Genomic DNA, 23,487 nt, shown 5'->3' with positions numbered 1-23,487 from the left:
CCATATGATACATGGCACCTTCTATTTACGTTTAAAATTTAGTGAATCTGCTTTGAACCTTATTTTGTTTTCGATCTCGATGAAGGACGAAGCCGGCGATAAAGGCGATTCCGCCAATGGTAATGAGCAGTCCTATTAAAAATTGCAGCCAAAGGACTGGATAGGGAGGCTGTAAAATACCGAACACCATGTCCCTCATTATTTTTATGCCATAGGCAGCAAAGGCACCGGGTATAAAAAGAATCAAAAAAGCGATTAAACGTTTCATGCGGTCAAATCCCTTCCGAAAATTCCGTCTTTAAAAAATGATAAAGGATATAAATTATTTGTCAAGTTTCGGGAATCTAGATAATGACTGGGAGTTGGTGGCTGTTTTTAAAGGGTACCGATATGGTAAAATGTTTGGGAGTATGAAAAAAATTGCAGGGAATGAACTATTAAAAGGGGTAATTATATCTTAAGGGGGATGGCTCATGCAAAAGGTCATGATAGTAGGGGGAGGAGTGGGAGGGACAACCGTGTTGAAGCTCCTATCGGAAAGTGAAGTATTCTCCATTGTTTGTATGGCTGATACGAATGAATCCGCTGAAGGGATGCTTGCCGCAAAGGAACGAAGGATTCCTACAGTGACTGATTGGAGCATGGGATTGGAGCGGGATTTGGACATCATATTTGATACGACCGGAGACCCATCTGTCTATAAAAAGATAAAAAGGGACATGGGCGAACAAACGATTCTCATTCCAGGAAGTGTCGCCCACATTATGACTAAGTTGTTTGAAGAGAAAAATCGTTTAATAAGTAAATTGGAGAATACCTCGGCAAAAATGGACTTGATCCTAAATACGACCAGTGAAGGGATGGTGGTGATTGATCATGAAGGATTCATCATCATGTTCAATGATAGTGCGGAACGTGCATCTGATACAAAGCGCGAAGATGTGATAGGCAGACATATCAAAGATTTCATCCCTTCAACTGGATTGCTGCGAGTGATGCAAACGAACCAAAAAGAAGTAAATCAGGAAATCACCCTTAGCAATGGGATGGAACTCATAACGACAAGGATACCTCTTGTGAATGCCGATAAAGAAATCATAGGGGCTTTTTCCGTGTTTAGGAATAAAACGGAAGCTGTACAATTGGCAGAGCAGATCACTGATTTAAAAGAGATACAAACGATGCTCCAGGCGATCATTCAATCCAGTGATGAAGCCATATCTGTTGTGGATGATCAAGGAAGGGGGCTTTTGATCAATCCGGCATATACAAGAATCACCGGCTTAACAAAGAGCCAAGTGATCGGTAAGCCGGCTTCCATCGATATTTACGAAGGTGAAAGTATGCATATGAAAGTGCTTCAGACAAAAAAGCCTGTGCGGGGTGTCAATATGCGTGTCGGCCCAAAACATAAGGAAGTGATCGTGAATGTTGCTCCAATCATTGTGGATGGGTGCCTGAAAGGGAGCGTTGGCGTCATTCATGATGTATCGGAAATTCAAGCCTTGACCCACGAACTGAATCGGGCAAGACAGATTATCCGGACATTGCAGGCTAAATATTCCTTTGATGATATAATTGGGGCTTCCGAAGAGATGAAGCTTCCCATTGAACAGGCGAAATTATCGGCAAGAACACCTGCTACTGTCTTATTAAGAGGGGAATCAGGGACTGGCAAAGAGTTATTTGCACATGCCATCCATAATGCGAGCGATAGGAAATTCAATAAATTCGTACGGGTAAATTGTGCGGCCATCTCGGAATCATTACTTGAGAGTGAACTGTTCGGTTATGATGAAGGAGCTTTTACTGGGGCAAGTAGGGGGGGAAAGGTCGGTTTTTTTGAAGAGGCAAATCAAGGGAGTATCTTTTTGGACGAAATTGGTGAATTGCCAGCCAACATCCAAGCTAAATTACTTCGGGTATTACAAGAAAAGGAAATCATCAGAGTGGGGGGGACGAAGCCGATCCCCATCAATGTCCGGGTCATAGCCGCTACGAATATCAATCTTGAACAGGCCATCGCAAACGGATCATTCAGGGAAGACTTGTATTTCAGGCTGAACCGCATGCCCATTTTCATTGCACCATTAAGAAAGAGAAAAGAAGATCTAAGAGAATTGGCGGAGCATTTGATTAATAAAATCAATCAGGAGTATGGACGGAGCATAGAGGGAATTACAGCAGCAGCTATACATAAAATGCAAATGTACAACTGGCCAGGAAATGTGAGGGAACTGGAAAATATCTTAGGACGGGCAATCATTTTCATGAAATTGAACGAGACGGTCATTGATATAGATCATATTCCGGATTTTATTGAAGAGATTCCATTAAAACAGGAGAAATTATTAATGAAGCCTTCTGGCTACGTATCGGGGAAAACGCTCTCGGAGATAATAGACCAGTATGAAGCCGAAATCATTCAGCAAGCGTTCCATACCCACAAGGGAAATAAAACACTTACGGCAAAAGCGCTGGGGATTTCAGTTAGAAATCTATATTACAAAATGGAAAAACTAAAACTGTGAAAATTCTTGCACGCAAATAATTGCATACTATGAAAAAAACTGCGCGGAATTTTCTGATTTATTTTAATTTAAGCGAGACTCCACTTCTAACATGAAATTTTTTTGAATTTGTTATAGGCTATAGTTGCCCAACATATTAACCAGCATCTCCTTTATTTGGATAAAAAGGCTCTCATTATGTATTTTATTGGCATGTTATTTGCATATTTAAAAAGTGCATGGATCTTTCAAGGGAACCATTCCCCATGGGGAAAATATCATGCTAGTAGCGGATTTTATTTAAAATGAACGTAGTAACAAGTAAGAATGAGGAGTAATTCAGTGTCCTCATATCTGATATGTATTAAAACATCTAGGGAGGATTCCTTTATGGAAATTTTTAAATATCTTGAGAAGTATGATTACGAGCAATTGTTATTCTGTCAGGATAAACAATCGGGTTTGAAAGCGATTATTGCCATTCATGATACGACATTAGGGCCTGCGCTTGGAGGCACTAGGATGTGGACTTATGCATCTGAAGAAGATGCCATTGAAGATGCCTTAAGGCTTTCAAGAGGAATGACATATAAGAACGCAGCTGCCGGCTTGAATTTAGGCGGGGGAAAAACCGTCATCATCGGCGATCCCCGTAAGGATAAAAATGAAGAAATGTTCCGTGCATTCGGAAGGTATATCCAAGGGCTGAATGGGCGTTATATAACAGCGGAAGATGTAGGTACAACGGTTGAGGATATGGATCTCATTCATGAGGAGACGGATTTTGTCACTGGGATTTCCCCTGCATTCGGTTCTTCGGGGAATCCTTCCCCTGTAACTGCTTATGGGGTATTTCGCGGTATGAAAGCTGCTGCAAAAGAGGCATTCGGAACTGATTCCTTAGAAGGCAAGGTGATTGCGGTCCAAGGCGTCGGGAATGTTTCTTATAACTTATGCCGTCACCTTCATGAGGAGGGCGCCAAGCTGATCGTTACGGATATCAATAAAGAAAGCGTGGCCCGTGCGGTTGAATCCTTTGGGGCGACTGCAGTTGATCCTGATGAAATTTATGGAGTCGACTGTGATATCTATGCACCTTGTGCATTAGGGGCTGTCATAAATGATCATACAATCAATCAAATCAAGGCGAAGGTCATTGCAGGTGCTGCCAATAATCAATTAAAGGAACCTGTTCATGGCGATCAAATTCATGAAAAAGGTATTATATATGCACCTGACTATGTAATTAATGCAGGTGGAGTCATAAACGTAGCCGATGAGCTTCTAGGGTATAATCGGGAAAGAGCCCTTAAGAAAGTGGAAACGGTTTATGATACAATTGAAAGAGTCATCGAGATTGCAAAACGTGATCAAATACCAACTTATAAGGCAGCGGATAGGATGGCAGAGGAGCGAATTGCTCGCATGAGGAATTCAAGGAGCCAATTCTTGCAAAATGAAAAACATATCTTGAATGGAAGAAAATGAATGTAATTGTACAAGATATAGATTCCTGTGTTTTTTTTAATAAACACAGGAATTTTCAACATGGATAACGTAATAAACATAGGGCAAGTAAAAATGGGATAAATAGTATGCATTTGTGAGGAGGAGTGGTTTTGGCTGAAGAATTTGACCTCGTTATCCTCGGAGGAGGAACAGGCGGGTATGTGGCGGCAATAAGGGCTGCTCAATTAGGATTGAAAACGGCTGTCGTGGAGAAAGGCAAGCTCGGCGGTACGTGTCTACATAAAGGCTGTATCCCTTCGAAAGCACTTTTAAGGAGTGCGGAAGTTTATCAGACTGCAGTGAAAAGTGAGGAATTCGGTATTGTTACCGGGGATGTAAAGGTAGACTTCCTTAAGGTGCAGGAAAGAAAGAATAAAGTGGTCGATCAACTCTATAAAGGTGTTCAGCACTTGATGAAACAAGGAAAGATAACGGTTTATGACGGGTTAGGGCGTATACTTGGTCCTTCTATATTTTCACCGATGCCTGGTACTATTTCCGTGGAAATGAATAATGGCAGTGAAAATGAAATGCTCATTCCTCATAATGTCATCATTGCTACCGGTTCGCGTCCGAAGACACTGCCCGGTTTAACGATTGATGGGGAATTGGTGCTTACATCGGATGAAGCTCTAAAGCTTGAGAGCCTGCCAAAATCAATGATTATTGTAGGCGGTGGAGTTATCGGCATTGAATGGGCTTCGATGCTCAATGATTTTGGTGTGGAAGTGACAGTACTGGAATATGCAGATAGAATCATCCCGACCGAGGACCATGATATTTCCAGTGAAATGCTTCGTCTCCTAACGAAAAAAGGCGTCAAATTCGTTACAGGTGCCAAGGTATTGCCTGAATCCCTGAAAACGGATGTTTCAGTTTCCATTTCTGCAGAAGTCAAAGGTTCGGTAGAGGAATTCACAGCTGAAAAAATGCTGGTTTCCGTAGGCAGATCAGCAAATGTTGAAGGGATCGGCCTTGAAAATACGGAAATTGTGAAAGAAAAAGGTTTTATTGAAACCAATGACTTCTTCCAAACGAAGGAATCACATATCTATGCAATCGGTGATTGTATCGGCGGCCTGCAATTGGCTCACGTTGCCTCCCATGAAGGTATTACGGCCGTTGAACATATAGCAGGCCAAAAACCGGAACGGCTGGATTATTCGCTCATTTCCAAATGTGTGTATTCAAGCCCTGAAGCTGCAAGTGTCGGTTTGACGGAAGAACAGGCAAACAAGGAAGGCTATGATCTTAAAATCGGGAAATTCCCATTCCGTGCAGTTGGTAAGGCCCTTGTTTTCGGGGAAGCGGATGGTTTTGTCAAGATTATCGCCGATAAGAAAACGGATGATATACTGGGCGTTCATATGATCGGGCCACATGTTACGGATATGATTTCAGAAGCGGGACTTGCAAAAGTGCTTGATGCGACACCTTGGGAGATAGGTAAGACAATTCATCCGCACCCAAGTCTTTCTGAAGCAATCGGAGAGGCGGCCCTTGCTGTCGATGGACGTGCCATTCATTCATAAAGAATAAGGTCAGGAGGTTTTATGATGGTAGAGAATCGTCATGAACAATTAGGCTTAAATGAGGAAACGGTTTTAGATATGTACCGGACAATGCTTTTGTCCCGCAGAATTGATGAGCGCATGTGGCTTTTAAACCGATCCGGGAAAATTCCCTTCGTGATTTCCTGCCAAGGGCAAGAAGCTGCACAGGTTGGGGCTGCGTTTGCGCTTGATCGGCAAAAGGATTATGTACTGCCTTATTATCGGGATGTAGGTGTGGTTCTTACCTTCGGAATGACCGCAAAAGACTTGATGCTTTCAGGTTTCGCGAAAGAGGAAGATCCCAATTCCGGCGGGCGCCAAATGCCTGGACATTTTGGTCAAAAGAAAAATAGGATCGTCACTGGTTCATCGCCTGTAACGACACAGGTCCCGCATGCTGTTGGAATTGCCCTTGCAGGGAAGATGGAAGGTAAGGATTTGGTGACATTCGTAACATTTGGGGAAGGTTCATCCAATCAGGGCGATTTTCATGAAGGGGCCAACTTTGCAGGTGTGCACAAGCTACCGGTCATTTTCATGTGTGAAAATAATAAATATGCGATTTCAGTTCCTATTGAGAAACAGCTATCGTGTGAAAATGTTTCCGACAGGGCGATTGGCTATGGGATGCCTGGAATAACTGTGGATGGCAATGATCCATTGGAAGTGTATGCAGCGGTGAAAGAAGCGGCTGACCGTGCACGAAGGGGAGAAGGCCCTACACTGGTAGAAACCGTTTCATACAGGCTCACGCCTCATTCAAGTGATGATGATGACCGAAGCTACCGTACTGCGGACGAAGTGGCCGAAGCCAAAACGAAGGATTCCATAATGACATTTGGAGCGTATTTAAAAGAAGTGGGAATCATGGATGATGAACTTGAGAAACAAATGAATGATGAAGTCATGAAGATAGTAAACGAAGCAACCGATTATGCTGAAAATGCTCCATATCCGAAGGCTGAAAGTGCTATGAATCATGTGTATGCACAAAAGTAAGGGGGTAATAGAATGCCAGTGATTTCTTATATAGATGCCGTGACAATGGCAATGAGGGAAGAGATGGAACGTGATTCCCGTGTATTCGTATTGGGAGAGGATGTTGGAAAAAAAGGTGGGGTCTTTAAAGCCACTCATGGTTTATACGACCAATTCGGTGAAGCCAGGGTCATCGATACACCGCTCGCTGAATCTGCAATTGCAGGAGTGGGAATTGGAGCCGCCATGTATGGTCTTCGGCCGATAGCTGAGATGCAATTTGCTGATTTCATCATGCCTGCCATTAACCAAATTGTTTCAGAGGCAGCCAAGATTAGATACCGTTCCAATAATGACTGGAGCTGTCCTATGGTAATCCGTGCCCCATATGGAGGAGGAATTCATGGAGCTCTTTATCATTCACAATCGGTTGAAGCGATCTTTGCCAATCAGCCGGGTTTGAAAATTGTGATGCCTTCCACTCCGTATGATGTAAAGGGTTTGCTTAAAGCTGCCATTCGCGATGAAGATCCAGTGCTTTTCTTTGAACATAAACGCGCATATCGCTTGATCAAGGGTGAGGTACCGACTGAAGATTATGTACTTCCCATCGGTAAGGCGGATGTGAAAAGGGAAGGGGAAGACATTACTGTCATCTCCTATGGCCTTTGTGTGCATTTTGCCCTTCAGGCAGCAGAAAAATTAGCTGCAGATGGAATCTCTGCACATGTTCTTGACTTGCGCACCGTCTACCCTTTAGATAAAGATGCTATCATAGAAGCGGCATCTAAAACGGGGAAAGTTTTACTGGTTACGGAGGACAATAAAGAAGGAAGCATCATGAGTGAGGTCGCAGCCATCATTGCCGAGCATTGCCTTTTTGATTTGGATGCTCCTGTAAAACGGTTGGCCGGACCTGATGTACCTGCCATGCCATATGCGCCTACGATGGAAAAACATTTTATGGTGAATCCAGATAAGGTGGAAAAAGCTATGAGGGAATTGGCTGAGTATTAATGACTGTTAAGAAGGAGGAACGATTTATGGCTATGGAATTAATGAAAATGCCTCAACTAGGCGAAAGTGTCACAGAGGGAACCATCAGTAAATGGCTTGTGAAGCCTGGGGATCATGTCACGAAATACGACCCGTTAGCTGAAGTGATGACGGATAAAGTAAATGCTGAGGTTCCTTCTTCCTTCACCGGCATCATCAAGGAATTGAAAGCGGATGAGAATCAAACATTGGCAGTCGGGGAAGTCATTTGCTCGATTGAAGTTGAAACGGCAAAGACGGATAACGGAAATGCTGGGCAAGTTTCTCATAGTGAGGAAAATGTTGATGCACCTGTTACAAGAGATGTGCAGCAAGCGTCGGCCGAACCATCAAGGAAAGCTCGCTATTCGCCAGCTGTGTTAAAACTTTCCCAGGAGCATGACATCGATCTTTCAAAAGTTAAAGGAACGGGGAATGAGGGACGGATCACCCGTAAAGATTTACTGAAACTTGTTGAATCAGGGAATCTTCCTAAGGCGGATGAGCCTTCCGCAATATCCGATTCGGCTCCTGTAGAGATCGCCCCTCAAGTTAATCGCCAAACCAGTTCAGTACCTAACGTGCCGACTGCGGCTGGGGACAAGGAAATACCTGTTACCGGCATCCGTAAGGCAATTGCGTCCAATATGTTGAAAAGTAAGCATGAAATTCCGCATGCTTGGACGATGGTGGAAGTTGATGCAAGCAATATGGTGAAGTTGCGTGATAATCTTAAATCCGAGTTTAAACAAAAAGAAGGCTATAATTTAACGTACTTTGCCTTTTTCGTCAAAGCGGTTGCTCAAGCCCTTACGGAATTTCCAGAGCTAAATTCGATGTGGGCAGGCGAAAAAATCATACAAAAGAAAGAAATCAATATATCGATAGCCGTTGCAACCGAAGATGCCTTATTTGTACCGGTCATTAAAAATGCCGATGAAAAATCAATCAAAGGTATAGCAAGGGAGATACAGGAACTTGCATCCAAAGTGAAGGCGGGTAAGTTAAAAGCAGAGGATATGCAAGGTGGTACGTTCACTGTTAATAACACTGGCTCATTCGGTTCTGTCCAGTCCATGGGAATCATCAATTATCCACAGGCGGCCATTTTACAAGTTGAAACGATTGTAAAACGTCCAGTGGTCATAAATGATATGATTGCAGTACGAGATATGGTGAATCTCTGTTTATCACTTGATCATCGTGTTTTGGACGGACTGGTATGCGGACGATTCCTTGCAAGGGTTAAAGAAATCATCGAAAAGATTACCAAAGATAACACTTCCATATACTAAAATGAAGAAAAGGAAGGCCGCAAGGTTATTCCTTCAGACTGTAGGCAAACTCGATGAAAAAATCGAGAGTTTGCCTACAGTTTTTTTTGATTGGTACAATTTGCACGTTGAATGGAACTCCAGGCACTCGATTTCCCGTGCGGGTCCGCCCTCGGCGCTCTTGGCTCCTGTGGGGTCCCTCCTTGGACGCGCTATTCCCGTTGGAGTCTCGCACACCTGTTCCAATCACCTTTTTTAAAAAAAATTGATAGTGTGATGATGGTAGTTCTTGATCATCATTTAGTCCAGCAGTTATTGATTCCCCTTGCTTTTCTATTTGGTGAGAGCTGCTATGCCGAAGTCGATCGCCAAAGTTTAGACCCTGTCATTTCTCTTTTCCGTAGAAAAACATCGACAAAAATTTTATTTTTGCTATTATTTTATTAAGAGCTGTTCTAATACAGATCAGGGGCTGTACTTGATTTAGAAAAGGCGAAATAGGCTAGTTGTTTCCCTAATAACAGATTTGCTAATTTCTATTGTCTTAAATTTCAAGAAAATTATGGTAGAATGTTAGTATAATCCAGATCAAATTGACGGGAGGGTGGTTTTCTTATCCAAAACTGACTGAGCGTTCGTTCTCTCAAAGAAAGGACAGGGCGTATGATACGGCAGAAGATAAGAAAGCGATTACAAATGGAACTGAAAGATGTAAAAAACATAACCTTTCCTAAGCCTTCTTTTGAAGAGTGGAAAGAAGCTGCGGAAGCAAGTTTAAAAGGGAAAAGTGTAGAGAAATTAAAAACGAATACATATGAGGGCATCACTTTATATCCGCTCTATACAGAAAAGGCGGATTCAACGGAAAAAGTAGCTGAATTTCCAGGATTTTCCCCTTTCACCCGAGGAACGTCCCCAACGGGATATCACGAAAAACCTTGGCTTGTCGTTCAACCTGTAAGCGGTATCACGGCTGAAGAAGCAAATGAAAAGATGAAGGCTTCATTCAAGCGCGGTCAAAATGTCGTGGCATACCCTGCACGATTGCTTGCCGAGGGCGCAAGGGCAGAAAGATTGTTTAAGGATATCCCATTAAAAGAAATCCCGGTTTTCATTGACCTTAAGGGGAAACAAAAAGGATTATTCCCTCAATTCAAAGCTGTTGCCGAAGCACAAAATACCCAATTGACAGGCGTTATTGCTGAAGATCCCATTGCTGAATGGCTCATTTGCGGTCAGCTGCCAGAAGATACGGATAACTATTTTGCAGACTGGCTGAAGACGATCCAAGATTATCAGAGTGTGGGCAGGGATTTAAAAACAGTTTTGATTAATGCGGCAGTCTATCATAATGGGGGAGCTAGTGCCGTACAAGAAATAGCTTACGGATTATCGGCTGCCGTCCAATATCTATTGGAAGGTCAAAAACAAGGGCTTTCTATTGCTTCGGTTTCCGAAAAAATAGTATTCTCTTTTGCTTTGGATTCAAATTACTTCATGTCCATCGCTAAACTGCGGGCTGCCAGAAGGCTTTGGGCAGGACTTGCAGAAGCTTTCGATACAGCATCGGACCATTTTAAAATGGCGATACATGCCGTTACTTCCGAGTTGACAGAAACGCTATATGATCAGCACGTCAATATTCTTCGGACCACAAACCAAGCTTTCGCTGCAGCTATTGGAGGCATTCAATATCTTCAAATTCATCCATTCACACACGCAACTGGTGAAACCGATGATTTTTCAGAAAGAATTGCCCGTAACACTCACTTGATTTTAAAAGAAGAAACAAATATCACAACAGTGGTCGATCCTGCTGGCGGTTCATGGTATGTAGAGCAACTCACGGATGAATTGGCTGAAAAGGCTTGGGCGAAATTCCTTGAAATCGATGCAGTTGGAGGGATTCTTGAGCTAATAAAACAAGGCGCCCTTCAGAAAGAAATAGCTGACGTTTACCAAGGAAGAGTCCAAAATGCAGCTTTCAGAAAAGAAAGCATCATCGGAACGAATGTCTATCCGAATCCCGCTGATAAGGTTAAAACCCCGACACGGAATAACAATGTGTCATATATGAAAGTGGAGAAGCCCGTTGGCATTACCCCGCTTGACTTCGATCGGGTATCCATTCAGTTCGAACAGATAAGACTACGCAGCGAAAAGTATAAAGAAATAAGTGGAACGGCTCCAACTATTGGTTTGATTAATTTGAAAAATCTCAAATCCTATAAACCTCGTGCAGATTTCGTTAAAAGTCTTGCTGCAGCAGGTGGTATGGAAACAATCGGCAGTAAGGGGTGTCAAACCGTTGAGGAAACAGTCGATTATGTAGCTGGGACCAAGCTCCCTATCTATTGTGTTTGCGGCAGTGATGCTGACTACTCGGAATTAGCGCCAGTCACCATTAAAGAAATTAAAAAGCAATTCCCTGAAATCACTATTTATTGTGCCGGCAAGCAAAAAGAAGAATTGGAGATTACACTAAGTGAAGCCGGAGTCAAAGATTTTATCCATGTTAAAACGAATGCAATATCCATTTTATCGAAATTATTGCAAAAGCTGGGGGTGAACTGAAATGAAAAGACCGAATTTTTCTGCTATAAATCCTGCTAAGTCTGAGATTAAAGGTACGGTGGAAGCATGGAAAAAGGAAGCCGAAAAAGCAGTTGGGAAAAACATTGAAGATCTTCTGTTTGAAACCAATGAACAAATAAAAATCAAACCGCTTTATGTTGAGGAAGATAATCGCGATTTGGAGCATATGGAAAGTGTGCCAGGCATCGCTCCTTTTACAAGAGGGCCCTATCCTTCCATGTATGTCAATCGTCCTTGGACGGTACGTCAGTATGCAGGTTTTTCGACTGCTGAGGAATCCAATGCGTTTTACAGGCGTAATCTGGCGATGGGGCAAAAAGGGCTCTCAGTTGCTTTTGATTTAGCTACACATCGCGGTTATGACTCCGATCATCCACGCGTTGTCGGAGATGTGGGGAAGGCGGGAGTTGCCATTGATTCCATTCTTGACATGAAAATCCTGTTCGACGGCATTCCGCTTGATCAGATGTCCGTGTCAATGACGATGAACGGTGCTGTATTACCCATCCTTGCATTTTATATCGTGACAGCTGAAGAACAAGGCGTAACACAGGATAAGCTTTCAGGCACGATTCAAAATGACATCTTAAAGGAATACATGGTACGGAATACGTATATCTACCCACCAGAAATGTCCATGAAAATCATAGCTGATATATTTGAGTATACATCCAAATATATGCCCAAGTTCAATTCCATTTCCATCTCCGGTTATCATCTGCAAGAAGCGGGGGCGCCGGCTGATATCGAACTTGCCTATACGTTGGCGGATGGGCTTGAGTATGCACGTACCGGAATGAAAGCAGGTATTGATATCGATAAATTTGCACCACGCCTGTCATTCTTCTGGGCTGTAGGAATGAACTATTTCATGGAAGTGGCGAAAATGAGGGCAGCCCGTTTCATTTGGTCCAAATTGATGAAACAATTCGAACCGAAAAATAATAAAGCGATGGCATTGAGGACGCATTCCCAAACTTCAGGCTGGAGCCTCTCCGAGCAGGATCCGTTTAACAATGTCGCAAGGACCCTTATTGAAGCGCATGCGGCTGCACTTGGGCATACACAGTCCCTGCATACGAACGCATTGGATGAGGCCATTGCCTTGCCAACTGATTTCTCGGCACGAATTGCACGTAACACACAGCTATATCTGCAGGAGGAAACCGGGATCACAAAAGTAATCGATCCATGGGCGGGTTCATACTACGTAGAATCGCTCACTAATGAATTAATCGAACGGGCTTGGGCTCACATAGAAGAAATCGAAGGTCTGGGTGGAATGGCGAAGGCAATTGAAACCGGCCTTCCAAAAATGAGGATCGAGGAAGCAGCTGCAAAGCGTCAGGCTAAAATCGATTCTCAAGTTGAAACGATCGTAGGCGTCAATAAGTATCGTTTGAAAAAAGAAGATCCTATTGAGATACTGGAGATTGATAATACGGTAGTTCGCGAAAGTCAGCTTAAGCGTTTGAGCGAATTAAAAGCGAAACGTGATCAGGCAAAGGTGGATGAAGCTCTTCAAACGCTATCCATGGCTGCCAGAACTGGCGAAGGTAACCTTCTTGAACTGGCTGTTCAAGCTGCAAGAGTACGCGCTTCATTAGGTGAAATATCCGATGCGATCGAAGAGGTGGCTGGACGTCACAAAGCAACGATCCGTTCTATCAGCGGCGTATATAGCTCTGCATACTCAAAAGAAGCGGAAATCGAGGAAGTCGTCCGCATGACGGAAGAGTTCCTTGAAAATGAAGGAAGAAGACCGCGTTTGTTAATGGCTAAAATGGGTCAGGACGGTCATGATCGTGGAGCTAAAGTAGTAGGAACGGGATTTGCGGATTTAGGCTATGATGTCGATATCGGTCCATTATTCCAAACACCGAAAGAAACAGCCATCCAGGCCGTGGAAAATGATGTGCATGTAGTCGGAATGAGTTCGCTTGCTGCCGGCCATAAAACTTTGTTGCCGCAGCTTATGATGGAACTGAAGAACTTGGGCCGTGAGGACATTATAGTGATCGTAGGCGGCGTCATCCCTGCACAGGATTATGATTACCTAATGGAAAATGGGGCTACAGCCATTTTTGGACCTGGTACGGTCATTCCACAGGCAGCGAAGAAAGTGCTTCAGGAAATATACAATCGCCTCGGATATGAGGAAGTGGCCCAATAATGAGTGAAGACAAGAAGCCGGAATGGGTCGATCTTAACAATCAGGAAGGTTTTGCTTCTTCATTAAAGCCAGGTGTGGAATTAGCAGCCAGCCAAAACAAGCCTTCAAAAAGCAAATTCGTCAAAAAGCATAATGTAAACATACCGGTCCTTGAACTTAAAGAGGGAATCATAAAAGGGGACAGGGCCAAGCTAGCTAAAGGGATTACATTGGTTGAAAGCAATGCATCCCACCACTTGGATCATGCACAGGAATTATTGCATGCCATCCTTCCTCATACAGGGAACTCGATTCGCATCGGGATTTCCGGAGTGCCCGGTGCCGGAAAAAGTACTTTTATCGAGACGTTCGGAACATACTTATGTGACAGGGGTCATAAGGTTGCCGTTTTAGCCGTCGATCCAAGCTCTTCGATCAATGGCGGAAGTATACTAGGTGATAAGACAAGGATGGAGGAACTGGCAAGAAACCCCCATGCCTTCATAAGACCCTCACCATCCGAAGGCACTCTAGGCGGAGTTCACCGCAAAACGAGGGAAACGATGTTGCTTTGTGAAGCGGCAGGATTTGATGTGATTCTGATAGAAACTGTCGGTGTCGGTCAGAGTGAAGCTATAGTTCGCAGTATGGTCGACTTCTTCATGCTCCTTGTCCTAACAGGTGCCGGAGATGAATTACAAGGGATGAAAAAAGGGATTCTGGAACTTGTGGACGGAATTGTGGTCAATAAAGCCGACGGAGAGAACATTCCGCTGGCGATTAGGACGAAGTCCGAATATAGCAGAATTTTGCACTTCCTTCAGCCAGCAACAAAGGGATGGGCAGGAAAGGCATATGCTTGTTCCTCCATAACCGGTAAAGGAATCCCTGAACTTTGGGATGTATTGAATGAATTTTCCGATATGACCAAGGAATCGGGTGTTTTTCAAGAACGGAGAAGAATGCAATCTAAGGAATGGCTTTATTCTTTGATTGATCACCAGCTTAAAACGATGTTTTATAAAAACGAAACCGTCAAAGGTCTTCTCCCTATACTCGAGAATCAAGTGATGTCAGGGAATAAAACGGTCACTGCTGCTGTTAAGCAGGCCTTTGAATCTTTTACAGAAACATTTAAATCAAATTAAAAGAGATAAAGGATGGGGCATGAGTGGAATGTCTCCTAGCATGTCCCATCCTTTTGTAAGTCTTGTTGTTTCACACATGATTCTCGCTTCTATTTCGTAACATGTTCAAAACGGTTTATGCGGTTTTAACAGGTAAATTTATTGAATCACGAAGTGGCAATTGTTATGATAGGATTGAAGAGAAAACTTGGAAGGAGCAAATGCCATGAATATGGATTTTAATTTTTTAATGAACGACGTAGTCAAACAGGCTCGCGATGAGATAAAGACTGCTGGATATACAGAATTGACTACTCCCGAGGAAGTAGAGGAAGTATTTGCACAAAAAGGAACGACACTTGTTATGGTCAACTCCGTTTGTGGCTGCGCTGGGGGAATTGCTAGACCTGCAGCTGCTCATGCAATCCATAATGATAAACGCCCAGATCAGCTTGTAACCGTTTTTGCTGGGCAAGATAAAGAGGCGACGGAGAAAGCCCGTGATTATTTCGAAGGGTATCCGCCGTCATCCCCATCATTTGCATTGCTGAAGGATGGGAAAATCATCACCATGATAGAGCGTCATGAAATTGAAGGGCACCACCCGATGTCTGTAGTAGAAAAATTACAAGACTACTTCGATCAATATTGCGAAGAAGTGTAAGCCAATAGCCATAGCTAAAAAACCGCCCATCCGGCGGTTTTTTTATTCATGATTTTGCATAATTCAGAGGCATTTAGGAAAGAAGATAGATAAGGATGCCGATATATTCCCTTTGGAGCTTAAAGCGCGAAACTTAGAAGTGGAATTATAGCAATATTCTGAAAAATAAATCTATTATTTACGTTATTGAATAATTATAAGAGTGTGTTAAAATACACATTAGTGTATGAATATTAGTTATTCAAATTTTAACTAAACCAAATTCAATAACAAGAGAATTGAAAATATCATTTTGGAGGAATAATAATGAAGTTGAAAAAGCAGTTAGCATTGTTGCTTACTTCTGTTTTATTAGTAGGTATTTTAGCAGCATGCGGAACATCCGGGAAAGAAGATAAGGACACAGCTGGTACAGAAGACAAAAAGGTCCTGGTAATGGGAACATCTGCGGATTATCCGCCATTTGAATATGTTGAAACATCTAAAAGTGATGAAATCAAAGGATTTGACATCGATATCGCTAAAGCAATCGGAAAAAAATTAGGTTATGAGGTTAAAGTCAAGGACATTGACTTTAATAGTCTTGTTCCGGCTCTCGAAAATAAATCGGTCGATTTCGTTATCTCTGGAATGACTCCAACAGAAAAACGTGAGCAATCAGTCGATTTCAGTGATATTTACTATACAGCTAAAAATATGATCGTCACGACAAAGGACAGTAAAATCAAAACTGTTGAAGATTTAAAAGGGAAAACTGTAGGCGTACAGCTTGCATCCATTCAGGAGACATTGGCAAACGATTTGAATAAATCCCAAGATCTAGGGATGAAAATTGAAAAACGGAATCGTATTCCTGAGGTTGTTCAAGAAATGTCAACAGGACGCTTTGACGCCGTGATCATGGAAGATACTGTGGCAAAAGGCTACTTGAAAGATAATAAAGAATTGGTGGGCCATTTGATTAAGTCTGGTGAAGAAGATGCCGGTTCGGCAATCGCTTTCCAAAAAGGAAGCAAGTTAACTGAAGAATTCAATGCCGAGTTGAAAAAAATGATGGAAAATGGTGAAATGGAAAAATTAATATTAAAATGGTTCGGTGGCAGTGAAACTGAATAATACAGAGAGATGAAAAGCGTTCAGAAGAGATTTAGTATGCCTTCTGAACGTTTTTCCGCGCTTTATTGGTATTAAAATGAAGCAGGAGGAAGGACCTAAGATAAAGGCCTTCATAAGAGAGGATGAATGGAGTGAATCTGGAATTTGAAAGGATTATGCCTTCCCTTCCATATATCCTGGAGGGGATACCGACTACATTAAAGGTTGTAGCGGTAGCGGCAGTAATCGGATTTGTTTTGGGAATATTATTATCTATACTTAAAATCAGCAGAATCAAGCCCTTAAATTGGATTGCTGACTTTTATACATCCATTTTTCGCGGTACACCTTTGGTGTTGCAATTAATGCTGATTTATTTTGGTTCACCACAAATATTAGGGATTCAAATCGAAGCGTTCCAAGCAGCATTTTTAGCATTCGGGCTAAATTCAGCGGCATATATCTCTGAAATTATCAGGGGAGGCATTTTAGCTGTCGATAAAGGCCAACGAGAGGCTTCGCTTGCACTTGGGGTTCCCTATTCAGGGATGATGCTTAATATTATCCTTCCGCAGGCGATCAAGAATATCCTGCCATCGCTTGTGAACGAATTGATTTCCTTAACGAAGGAATCAGCCGTTGTCACAATTATTGGATTAGGGGATATCATGCGCCGTTCTTATATTGTCGGCGGTGAGACATATAAATTCTTCGAGCCGATATTATTTGCCGGCCTCATTTATTATGTGATGGTCATGGTTCTCACCATCTTAGGCAAAGTGATTGAAAGGAGAATGAGACGCAGTGATTAAAATTGATGGACTCAAAAAAAATTATGGTAAGCTCGAGGTATTAAAAGGAATCAGCACCGAGATAGGGCAGGGTGAAGTGTTAGCGATCATCGGTCCATCCGGTTCGGGAAAATCAACTTTCTTACGCTGCATCAATATGCTTGAAACTCCAACTGATGGTGAAATCAGGTTTAAAGATCAAATCATCACTGAAAAAAAGACCAATATCATGAAAGTGCGTGAAAATGTCGGAATGGTATTTCAACATTTTCATTTATTTCCGCATAAAACCGTCCTGGAGAATCTGACATATGCACCTATGAAGGTGAAAAAACTATCAAAGGCCGAGGCTGTGAAACAAGCTCGTGAGCTCTTGACTAAAGTCGGTTTGTCCGATAAAGAATCTACTTATCCGAATCGTCTGTCAGGCGGGCAAAAACAAAGGGTCGCGATTGCACGGGCATTGGCAATGAACCCGGAAGTAATCCTTTTCGATGAGCCGACTTCAGCGCTTGATCCCGAGATGGTAAAAGAAGTGCTCGAGGTTATGAAGTCACTGGCACATACTGGGATGACCATGCTGATCGTAACGCATGAAATGGGATTTGCCAGAGAAGTGGCCGATCGTGTACTATTCCTGGACGGAGGTCTGCTCGTTGAGGAAAGTGCTCCGGAAGAATTCTTTTCCAATCCGAAAAGCCAGCGTGCAAAAGACTTCTTGGAAAAGGTTTTATAAGCTAAAGGAAATAGTATATAATTATGAAAAAAAGGTAACGTTTAGGTTACCTTTTTTATTTTTTTCCTATAATGTATTTTTGCGTGAATGTATTTAGAAAAATTGGAAATTTAACTCGCAAAGGACTGTGAAAATATCTGATTTCCTGATAGTATTATAATAGATAGAGAAAGAGCCAGGTGATACATAACAATGTTTAAAATCGGATACAGGACGATTAAAACTGCTTTGGGGGCCACCCTGGCAATTATTATTGCACAAATGCTTAATCTCGAATATTTCTCTGCTGCGGGAATAATTGCGATCTTATGCATTCAAGTTACAAAAAAGAAGTCGGTGTATGCCTCCTGGCACCGGTTTTTAGCTTGTTTGATCGCAATGGCCTATGCATCCCTATTCTTTCATTTCATCGCATTCCATCCGCTGATAATAGGTTTGATCCTCTTGATTTTCATTCCAACGACAGTTGCCTTGAAGATTAATGAGGGGATTGTGACGAGCAGCGTCATCATCATGCACCTATACGGGGCGGGTGACATCACTTTTTCCCTGCTGATCAATGAAACGATATTAATTGCAGTTGGAGTTGGAGTGGCACTTGTCATGAATCTGTACATGCCCAGTGTCGATGACAAACTGCTGGCCTACCAAGAAAGCATCGAAACGAACTTTAGTGCGATCTTGATGGGAATTGTCCGCTATTTAAGGGATAATGATCACACATGGGATGGTAAGGAAATCACCGAAACAGCCAATCTTCTTAATCAAGCCAAAAGCCTTGCCTTCAGGGACGTGGAAAATCATTTTTTAAGGGAAGAAGACCTGTATTACCATTATTTCAAAATGCGTGAAAAGCAATTTGAAATAATTGAACGAATTCTGCCCTTGGTCACGAATATTCCACTGGTCGTCAAGCAAAGCGGGATAGTGGCTGATTTTATAGAAGATTTGGCAGAAAACGTCCACCCACAAAATACGGCCATCCTTTATCTGAAGAAGCTTGAAGAAATGGAGATTCATTTTAGGGGAATGGCACTGCCGCAGACACGGGAAGAGTTCGAATCCAGGGCCGCATTACTGCAGCTCATGAAGGAAATGGAGCGTTATTTATTGTTGAAGCATTCCTTCAAGGGACTACCCAAGCAAAACAGCAACCGAATGAAAAAGAGGCACTTGGCTTAAACTAAGCAAAAAAGTGAAGGAATTGATACAAATGAAATGGATCCTTTCTTTGTTGCTTATGCTACCTTTGTGGCCGTTGCAGGTACAAGCCCAACCTCAATCGGTTAAGCCTGGCGATCCGTTTATCATCATCAATAAAGCTAACAATAAATTGGCGTTCATTGATGATAACGAGGTCAAGGAGATTTTGCCGGTCGGTACGGGAAAGAGTCAGGAACTTACACCTGAAGGGATTTTCACGGTCAAAGTAAAAGCAGTCAATCCATATTACCGGAAAAAAAATATTCCTGGCGGCGATCCCAGGAACCCTCTGGGGTCGCGGTGGATTGGATTCGATGCACGAAATACCGATGGGAGGATTTACGGCATTCATGGTACGAATCAGCCATCATCAATTGGTAAATACATTTCAAATGGCTGTGTACGGATGCATAAATCCGATGTAGAGCGTTTGTACGAAAAAGTCCCCATCGGCACTAAAGTGTTGATCACCATATCGAACGAGGATTTCAAAACGTTGGCAAAGAAAAATGGAGCGATAAAATAAAGAGAGGGAAGCTTTGCTCCCCTCCCAACGGTTTCTATTACAAAAGAAATGCGATACCTGATAATAAGCTCATTAATAACATTGAGATAAGCATTAAATACACGACGATTTTTCTGATTTTCTTGTTTCCCATATGCTCTCTCCCTTAAAACAGTTTAATTGATTTTATTTTAACTTGAACATTTAGTAGAAACAAGTAAAAGTATAATGTTCATATTATTCCGAATCTTAAAAGGCTTTAATGCAAGATTAGTAGTATTTTAATGGAGTCATCCAATAATACATAGCATGGGGGTTTTTATGATGATTAAAAATATCGATCATATAGGTATTGCCGTCAAGTCACTGGAGGAGGCCTTGCCACTTTACACGGAAATATTGAAATTGAAACTTGAAGGAATCGAGACAGTGGAGAGGCAAGGAGTGAAAGTGGCCTTCATCCTGGCAGGCAATACCCGTTTGGAGTTGTTGGAAGCGTTATCACCGGCAAGCCCAATCGCCAAATTCATCGAAAAACGCGGTGAAGGGATTCATCATGTGGCACTTGGCGTCGATGACATCGAAGAGAGAATAAAAGAAATCAAAAAATCTGGATTGCGTATGATTGATGATTCATCAAGAAAGGGAGCGCACAATGCGGATGTTGCTTTCGTTCATCCCAAGTCTACCGCGGGTGTATTATATGAGCTTTGTGAACAAGCATTATCAAAGGAGGAGCAGGAATGACAGATATATACGATACGATCAATGACCTATATGACAGACGCCGCAAAGTGGAAATGGGCGGCGGTGAAGAAAGAATCGATAAGCAGCATGAAAAGGGCAAACTTACTGCAAGGGAAAGAATTGAACTTTTAGTTGATCCGGGTACTTTCATAGAGCTTAATCCTTTTATCAAACACCGTAATACCAATTTTGGCATGGAAAAGGAAGAAGGGCCAGGAGAAGGGGTTGTCACCGGTTACGGAAAGGTCAACGGCCGTGATATTTATCTGTTTTCACAGGATTTTACTGTTTTTGGCGGGGCACTCGGTGAAATGCATGCTCTGAAAATTGCCAATGTTATGGATTTGGCAGCGGAAAATGGAGCCCCTTTCATAGGTTTGAACGATTCTGGTGGGGCGCGTATTCAAGAAGGCGTGGTTTCGCTTGACGGATACGGCCAAATTTTTTACCGGAATTCCATTTATTCAGGGGTCATTCCACAGATTTCGGTTATTATGGGACCTTGTGCAGGTGGAGCCGTATATTCCCCAGCCATAACCGACTTTGTCTTCATGGTTGAAAAAACGAGCCAAATGTTCATAACAGGTCCTAAAGTCATTGAAACGGTTACAGGGGAAAAGATTTCATCTGAAGGATTGGGTGGAGCGGCAGTACATAATACGATAAGCGGTAATGCCCATTTCAAGGGAGCATCTGAGGAGCAAGTATTGGCGGACGTTAGACGTCTCCTGAGTTATCTTCCACAAAATAATGAAGAGAAGCCGCCGGTTTTGGAAGCTGACGATGGGGATGACTACCGTCCGGACTTAACGGATGTAGTCCCTTATGAAGGGATCCGTCCATATGATGTTCGGAAAGTATTGGAGCAGGTTGTCGATGAGGATTCCTTTATGGAAGTTCAAGAGGGCTTTGCGAAAAACATAGTGGTCGGCTTGGCGCGTATCAAAGGGAAATCAGTGGGGCTTGTCTGTAACCAGCCAAAGGTGTTGGCTGGGGGACTTGATATTGATTCATCAGATAAGGCTGCCCGTTTTATTCGTTTCTGTGACTCGTTCAACATTCCGCTAATTACGTTTGAAGACGTTTCAGGGTTTTTCCCGGGCGTTAAACAAGAACATGGCGGGATCATTCGCCACGGTGCAAAGCTGCTATATGCTTATTCGGAAGCAACAGTACCAAAATTGACGATCATTCTGCGTAAAGCATACGGAGGAGCTTACGTGGCCCTTAATAGTAAATCCATCGGTGCGGATCTTACGTTTGCATGGCCGAATGCTGAAATCGCGGTAATGGGTTCTGCTGGAGCGGCAAATATCATTTTTGCCCGTGAAATTCAAAATAGCCAAGATCCGGAAGCGACACGTGCAGCTAAAATTGAAGAATACCGTGAGAAGTTTGCCAATCCATATGTTGCCGCAAGTCTTGGAATGGTGGATGATGTTATTGATCCCCGTGAAACCAGGATTAAGATCATTCAATCTCTTGATATGCTACGCAACAAAAAAGAAAACCGACCATGGAAAAAACACGGAAATATCCCGTTGTGATCCAACATTGCAAGGAGCCCAAACTATCTGTTTTGGGCTCTTTTCCATACTGGGGAAGATATCATTTAAAAGAAAACCATTTATAAGCCATCATTCACCCAGAATGCCATTCTGGGGTCTTCCTTTTCACATTATTTGCCGGGGCGCTGCTTTTAGAAGTATAATTAAAGAGGAAAACTTTTTTGGAGGTTTTATTTTATGATAAATGAAGAACGTTTAGTTAATGAATTTATGGAATTGGTGCAGATTGATTCCGAAACGAAAAATGAAGCAGCCATCGCCAAAGTGCTGAAAGAAAAATTCGGGGCACTGGGTGTAGAGGTTTTTGAAGATGATACAACAGCAGTTACCGGTCATGGTGCAGGGAATTTAGTATGTACTTTAAAAGGAATGAAAGAAGGCGTAGATACCATTTATTTCACCTCCCATATGGATACGGTTGTACCAGGTAATGGAATCAAGCCTTCCATCAAAGATGGATACATAGTGTCAGACGGAACGACCATTTTAGGTGCGGATGACAAAGCTGGATTAGCGGTCATGTTAGAAACGCTTAAAGTGTTAAAAGAACAGAATATCGAACATGGTACAATCGAATTCATCATTACAGTCGGTGAAGAATCTGGCTTGGTAGGGGCAAAGGCATTGGATCGCTCCCTTGTAACGGCTAAATTCGGTTTTGCACTTGATAGTGATGGAAAAGTGGGAAATGTGGTTGTTGCTGCACCTACTCAAGCGAAAGTATCTGCAACCATTTTAGGCAAGACTGCTCACGCTGGTGTCGCTCCTGAGAAAGGCGTTTCGGCCATTACGATCGCTTCAAAAGCAATCTCTAGAATGCCATTAGGCAGAATCGACGAGGAAACGACAGCCAATATCGGACGTTTCCAGGGAGGACAGCAAACCAATATTGTTTGTGACCATGTTGAAATCCTTGCAGAAGCAAGATCCTTGATTCCTGAAAAAATGGAAATACAGGTAGCGAAAATGAAAGAGGCATTCGAGACTGCAGCCATTGAAATGGGCGGACGTGCTGAAGTTGAAGTTAACGTCATGTATCCTGGTTTTAAATATGGTGCTGGTGATCATGTAGTCGAAATCGCAAGAAAGGCAGCAGAGAAAATCGGCCGTCCTTGTGAGCTGGTTAAAAGCGGCGGAGGGAGCGATGCGAATGTCATTGCAGGCTTTGGCATCCCTACTGTCAATCTCGCAGTGGGCTATGAAGATATCCATACTACGAATGAAAGAATCCCAGTTGAGGAATTAACGAAGCTAGCTGAAATGGTTGTCAGTATCATCAAAGAAGTATCAGGGGAATAATCACCCGAAATATGACAGGGAGATGGAGGAGAGTTTCCTGAGTAAATCGAAAAAGGCTTTCGTATTTCTTGCAGGGGACGATGAATATCCTTGTCGATTGAATTCGTGTTTCGATCGAAAGACCTGGTGCCTTGCTTTCCGGGGTT

20 protein-coding genes are annotated in these 23,487 nt (G+C 42.7%); 18 read left to right on the top strand and 2 right to left on the bottom strand.

Annotated features, from left to right (window positions below; translation table 11 throughout):
* Positions 1-31 precede the first annotated feature (31 nt).
* Complete coding sequence (locus ACFX4I_RS06715; RefSeq protein WP_283931906.1) at positions 32-268, bottom strand: DUF2627 domain-containing protein; 237 nt, start codon at positions 266-268, stop codon at positions 32-34.
* Between the two features lie 205 nt (positions 269-473).
* On the opposite strand from ACFX4I_RS06715, the gene ACFX4I_RS06710 reads away from it, so the two are divergent.
* The 15 genes from ACFX4I_RS06710 (at position 474) to ACFX4I_RS06640 (ending at position 19,748) form a co-directional block, all read left to right on the top strand.
* Positions 474-2,531 (top strand): sigma 54-interacting transcriptional regulator, encoded by a 2,058-nt coding sequence (locus ACFX4I_RS06710; protein WP_377419756.1) that lies wholly within the window; start codon positions 474-476, stop codon positions 2,529-2,531.
* 369 nt (positions 2,532-2,900) lie between these two features.
* Entirely contained in the window at positions 2,901-3,998 is a 1,098-nt protein-coding gene (bcd, locus tag ACFX4I_RS06705) for a Leu/Phe/Val dehydrogenase (protein WP_230303890.1), read from the top strand.
* A gap of 131 nt (positions 3,999-4,129) precedes the next feature.
* The gene (lpdA, locus tag ACFX4I_RS06700) at positions 4,130-5,551 is read left to right on the top strand and encodes a dihydrolipoyl dehydrogenase (protein ID WP_377419754.1); all 1,422 of its coding nucleotides are present in this window, start codon (positions 4,130-4,132) and stop codon (positions 5,549-5,551) included.
* Between the two features lie 24 nt (positions 5,552-5,575).
* Positions 5,576-6,571, top strand: coding sequence for a thiamine pyrophosphate-dependent dehydrogenase E1 component subunit alpha (locus tag ACFX4I_RS06695; protein WP_230303896.1), 996 nt, complete (start codon positions 5,576-5,578; stop codon positions 6,569-6,571).
* A 12-nt stretch (positions 6,572-6,583) separates the two neighbouring features.
* Positions 6,584-7,567, top strand: coding sequence for an alpha-ketoacid dehydrogenase subunit beta (locus ACFX4I_RS06690; protein WP_061463982.1), 984 nt, complete (start codon positions 6,584-6,586; stop codon positions 7,565-7,567).
* Between the two features lie 26 nt (positions 7,568-7,593).
* Entirely contained in the window at positions 7,594-8,880 is a 1,287-nt protein-coding gene (locus ACFX4I_RS06685) for a dihydrolipoamide acetyltransferase family protein (RefSeq protein ID WP_377419752.1), read from the top strand.
* A 675-nt stretch (positions 8,881-9,555) separates the two neighbouring features.
* Entirely contained in the window at positions 9,556-11,433 is a 1,878-nt protein-coding gene (locus tag ACFX4I_RS06680) for a methylmalonyl-CoA mutase family protein (RefSeq protein ID WP_377419750.1), read from the top strand.
* A 1-nt stretch (position 11,434) separates the two neighbouring features.
* Positions 11,435-13,627 carry a methylmalonyl-CoA mutase gene (gene scpA / locus ACFX4I_RS06675; protein WP_377419748.1) on the top strand — a complete coding sequence of 731 codons (2,193 nt, stop codon included), beginning with the start codon at positions 11,435-11,437 and terminating at the stop codon, positions 13,625-13,627.
* Positions 13,627-14,754, top strand: coding sequence for a methylmalonyl Co-A mutase-associated GTPase MeaB (gene meaB, locus ACFX4I_RS06670; protein WP_377419746.1), 1,128 nt, complete (start codon positions 13,627-13,629; stop codon positions 14,752-14,754). Before scpA ends, meaB begins: the two co-directional genes overlap by 1 nt.
* Positions 14,755-14,959: 205 nt before the next feature.
* Positions 14,960-15,397 carry a BrxA/BrxB family bacilliredoxin gene (locus tag ACFX4I_RS06665; protein WP_034308239.1) on the top strand — a complete coding sequence of 146 codons (438 nt, stop codon included), beginning with the start codon at positions 14,960-14,962 and terminating at the stop codon, positions 15,395-15,397.
* A gap of 312 nt (positions 15,398-15,709) precedes the next feature.
* Positions 15,710-16,513: a transporter substrate-binding domain-containing protein gene (locus tag ACFX4I_RS06660; protein WP_230304241.1), complete on the top strand. Its 804-nt coding sequence runs from the start codon at positions 15,710-15,712 to the stop codon at positions 16,511-16,513.
* 131 nt (positions 16,514-16,644) lie between these two features.
* Entirely contained in the window at positions 16,645-17,304 is a 660-nt protein-coding gene (locus ACFX4I_RS06655; RefSeq protein WP_207439437.1) for an amino acid ABC transporter permease, read from the top strand.
* Positions 17,297-18,019 (top strand): amino acid ABC transporter ATP-binding protein, encoded by a 723-nt coding sequence (locus tag ACFX4I_RS06650; protein WP_230304239.1) that lies wholly within the window; start codon positions 17,297-17,299, stop codon positions 18,017-18,019. The genes ACFX4I_RS06655 and ACFX4I_RS06650 overlap by 8 nt, the downstream gene beginning before the upstream one ends.
* A gap of 192 nt (positions 18,020-18,211) precedes the next feature.
* Positions 18,212-19,201, top strand: coding sequence for an aromatic acid exporter family protein (locus tag ACFX4I_RS06645; protein ID WP_283931900.1), 990 nt, complete (start codon positions 18,212-18,214; stop codon positions 19,199-19,201).
* Between the two features lie 31 nt (positions 19,202-19,232).
* Positions 19,233-19,748 (top strand): L,D-transpeptidase, encoded by a 516-nt coding sequence (locus ACFX4I_RS06640; RefSeq protein ID WP_230302521.1) that lies wholly within the window; start codon positions 19,233-19,235, stop codon positions 19,746-19,748.
* Between the two features lie 37 nt (positions 19,749-19,785).
* Here the strand turns inward: ACFX4I_RS06640 and prli42 are convergent, their stop codons facing one another.
* A complete protein-coding gene (gene prli42, locus ACFX4I_RS06635) occupies positions 19,786-19,881 on the bottom strand; it encodes a stressosome-associated protein Prli42 (protein ID WP_156404416.1) in 96 nt (31 codons plus the stop codon).
* Between the two features lie 167 nt (positions 19,882-20,048).
* Between prli42 and mce the strand changes: the two genes are divergently transcribed.
* The 3 genes from mce (at position 20,049) to ACFX4I_RS06620 (ending at position 23,341) form a co-directional block, all read left to right on the top strand.
* A complete protein-coding gene (gene mce, locus ACFX4I_RS06630; RefSeq protein WP_230302520.1) occupies positions 20,049-20,474 on the top strand; it encodes a methylmalonyl-CoA epimerase in 426 nt (141 codons plus the stop codon).
* Positions 20,471-22,021 carry an acyl-CoA carboxylase subunit beta gene (locus tag ACFX4I_RS06625; protein ID WP_377419743.1) on the top strand — a complete coding sequence of 517 codons (1,551 nt, stop codon included), beginning with the start codon at positions 20,471-20,473 and terminating at the stop codon, positions 22,019-22,021. The genes mce and ACFX4I_RS06625 overlap by 4 nt, the downstream gene beginning before the upstream one ends.
* Before the next feature lie 198 nt (positions 22,022-22,219).
* Positions 22,220-23,341, top strand: a complete 1,122-nt coding sequence (locus tag ACFX4I_RS06620; protein ID WP_377419741.1) for a tripeptidase T — start codon at positions 22,220-22,222, stop codon at positions 23,339-23,341.
* Positions 23,342-23,487 lie beyond the last annotated feature (146 nt).

It is taken from the genome of Peribacillus sp. YIM B13472, assembly GCF_042788005.1.
GTDB lineage: Bacteria > Bacillota > Bacilli > Bacillales > DSM-1321 > Peribacillus > Peribacillus simplex_E.
This window is presented reverse-complemented; position numbering and strand designations above follow the sequence as displayed.

Excerpts from the sequence above, each read along its gene's own strand:
- ACFX4I_RS06715 (WP_283931906.1), bottom strand. The coding sequence starts at position 268 with ATGAAACGTTTAATCGCTTTTTTGATTCTTTTTATACCCGGTGCCTTT.
- ACFX4I_RS06710 (WP_377419756.1), top strand. The coding sequence starts at position 474 with ATGCAAAAGGTCATGATAGTAGGGGGAGGAGTGGGAGGGACAACCGTG.
- bcd (WP_230303890.1), top strand. The coding sequence starts at position 2,901 with ATGGAAATTTTTAAATATCTTGAGAAGTATGATTACGAGCAATTGTTA.
- ACFX4I_RS06695 (WP_230303896.1), top strand. The coding sequence starts at position 5,576 with ATGGTAGAGAATCGTCATGAACAATTAGGCTTAAATGAGGAAACGGTT.
- ACFX4I_RS06690 (WP_061463982.1), top strand. The coding sequence starts at position 6,584 with ATGCCAGTGATTTCTTATATAGATGCCGTGACAATGGCAATGAGGGAA.
- ACFX4I_RS06685 (WP_377419752.1), top strand. The coding sequence starts at position 7,594 with ATGGCTATGGAATTAATGAAAATGCCTCAACTAGGCGAAAGTGTCACA.
- ACFX4I_RS06680 (WP_377419750.1), top strand. The coding sequence starts at position 9,556 with ATGGAACTGAAAGATGTAAAAAACATAACCTTTCCTAAGCCTTCTTTT.
- scpA (WP_377419748.1), top strand. The coding sequence starts at position 11,435 with ATGAAAAGACCGAATTTTTCTGCTATAAATCCTGCTAAGTCTGAGATT.
- meaB (WP_377419746.1), top strand. The coding sequence starts at position 13,627 with ATGAGTGAAGACAAGAAGCCGGAATGGGTCGATCTTAACAATCAGGAA.
- ACFX4I_RS06665 (WP_034308239.1), top strand. The coding sequence starts at position 14,960 with ATGAATATGGATTTTAATTTTTTAATGAACGACGTAGTCAAACAGGCT.
- ACFX4I_RS06645 (WP_283931900.1), top strand. The coding sequence starts at position 18,212 with ATGTTTAAAATCGGATACAGGACGATTAAAACTGCTTTGGGGGCCACC.
- ACFX4I_RS06640 (WP_230302521.1), top strand. The coding sequence starts at position 19,233 with ATGAAATGGATCCTTTCTTTGTTGCTTATGCTACCTTTGTGGCCGTTG.
- prli42 (WP_156404416.1), bottom strand. The coding sequence starts at position 19,881 with ATGGGAAACAAGAAAATCAGAAAAATCGTCGTGTATTTAATGCTTATC.
- mce (WP_230302520.1), top strand. The coding sequence starts at position 20,049 with ATGATGATTAAAAATATCGATCATATAGGTATTGCCGTCAAGTCACTG.
- ACFX4I_RS06625 (WP_377419743.1), top strand. The coding sequence starts at position 20,471 with ATGACAGATATATACGATACGATCAATGACCTATATGACAGACGCCGC.
- ACFX4I_RS06620 (WP_377419741.1), top strand. The coding sequence starts at position 22,220 with ATGATAAATGAAGAACGTTTAGTTAATGAATTTATGGAATTGGTGCAG.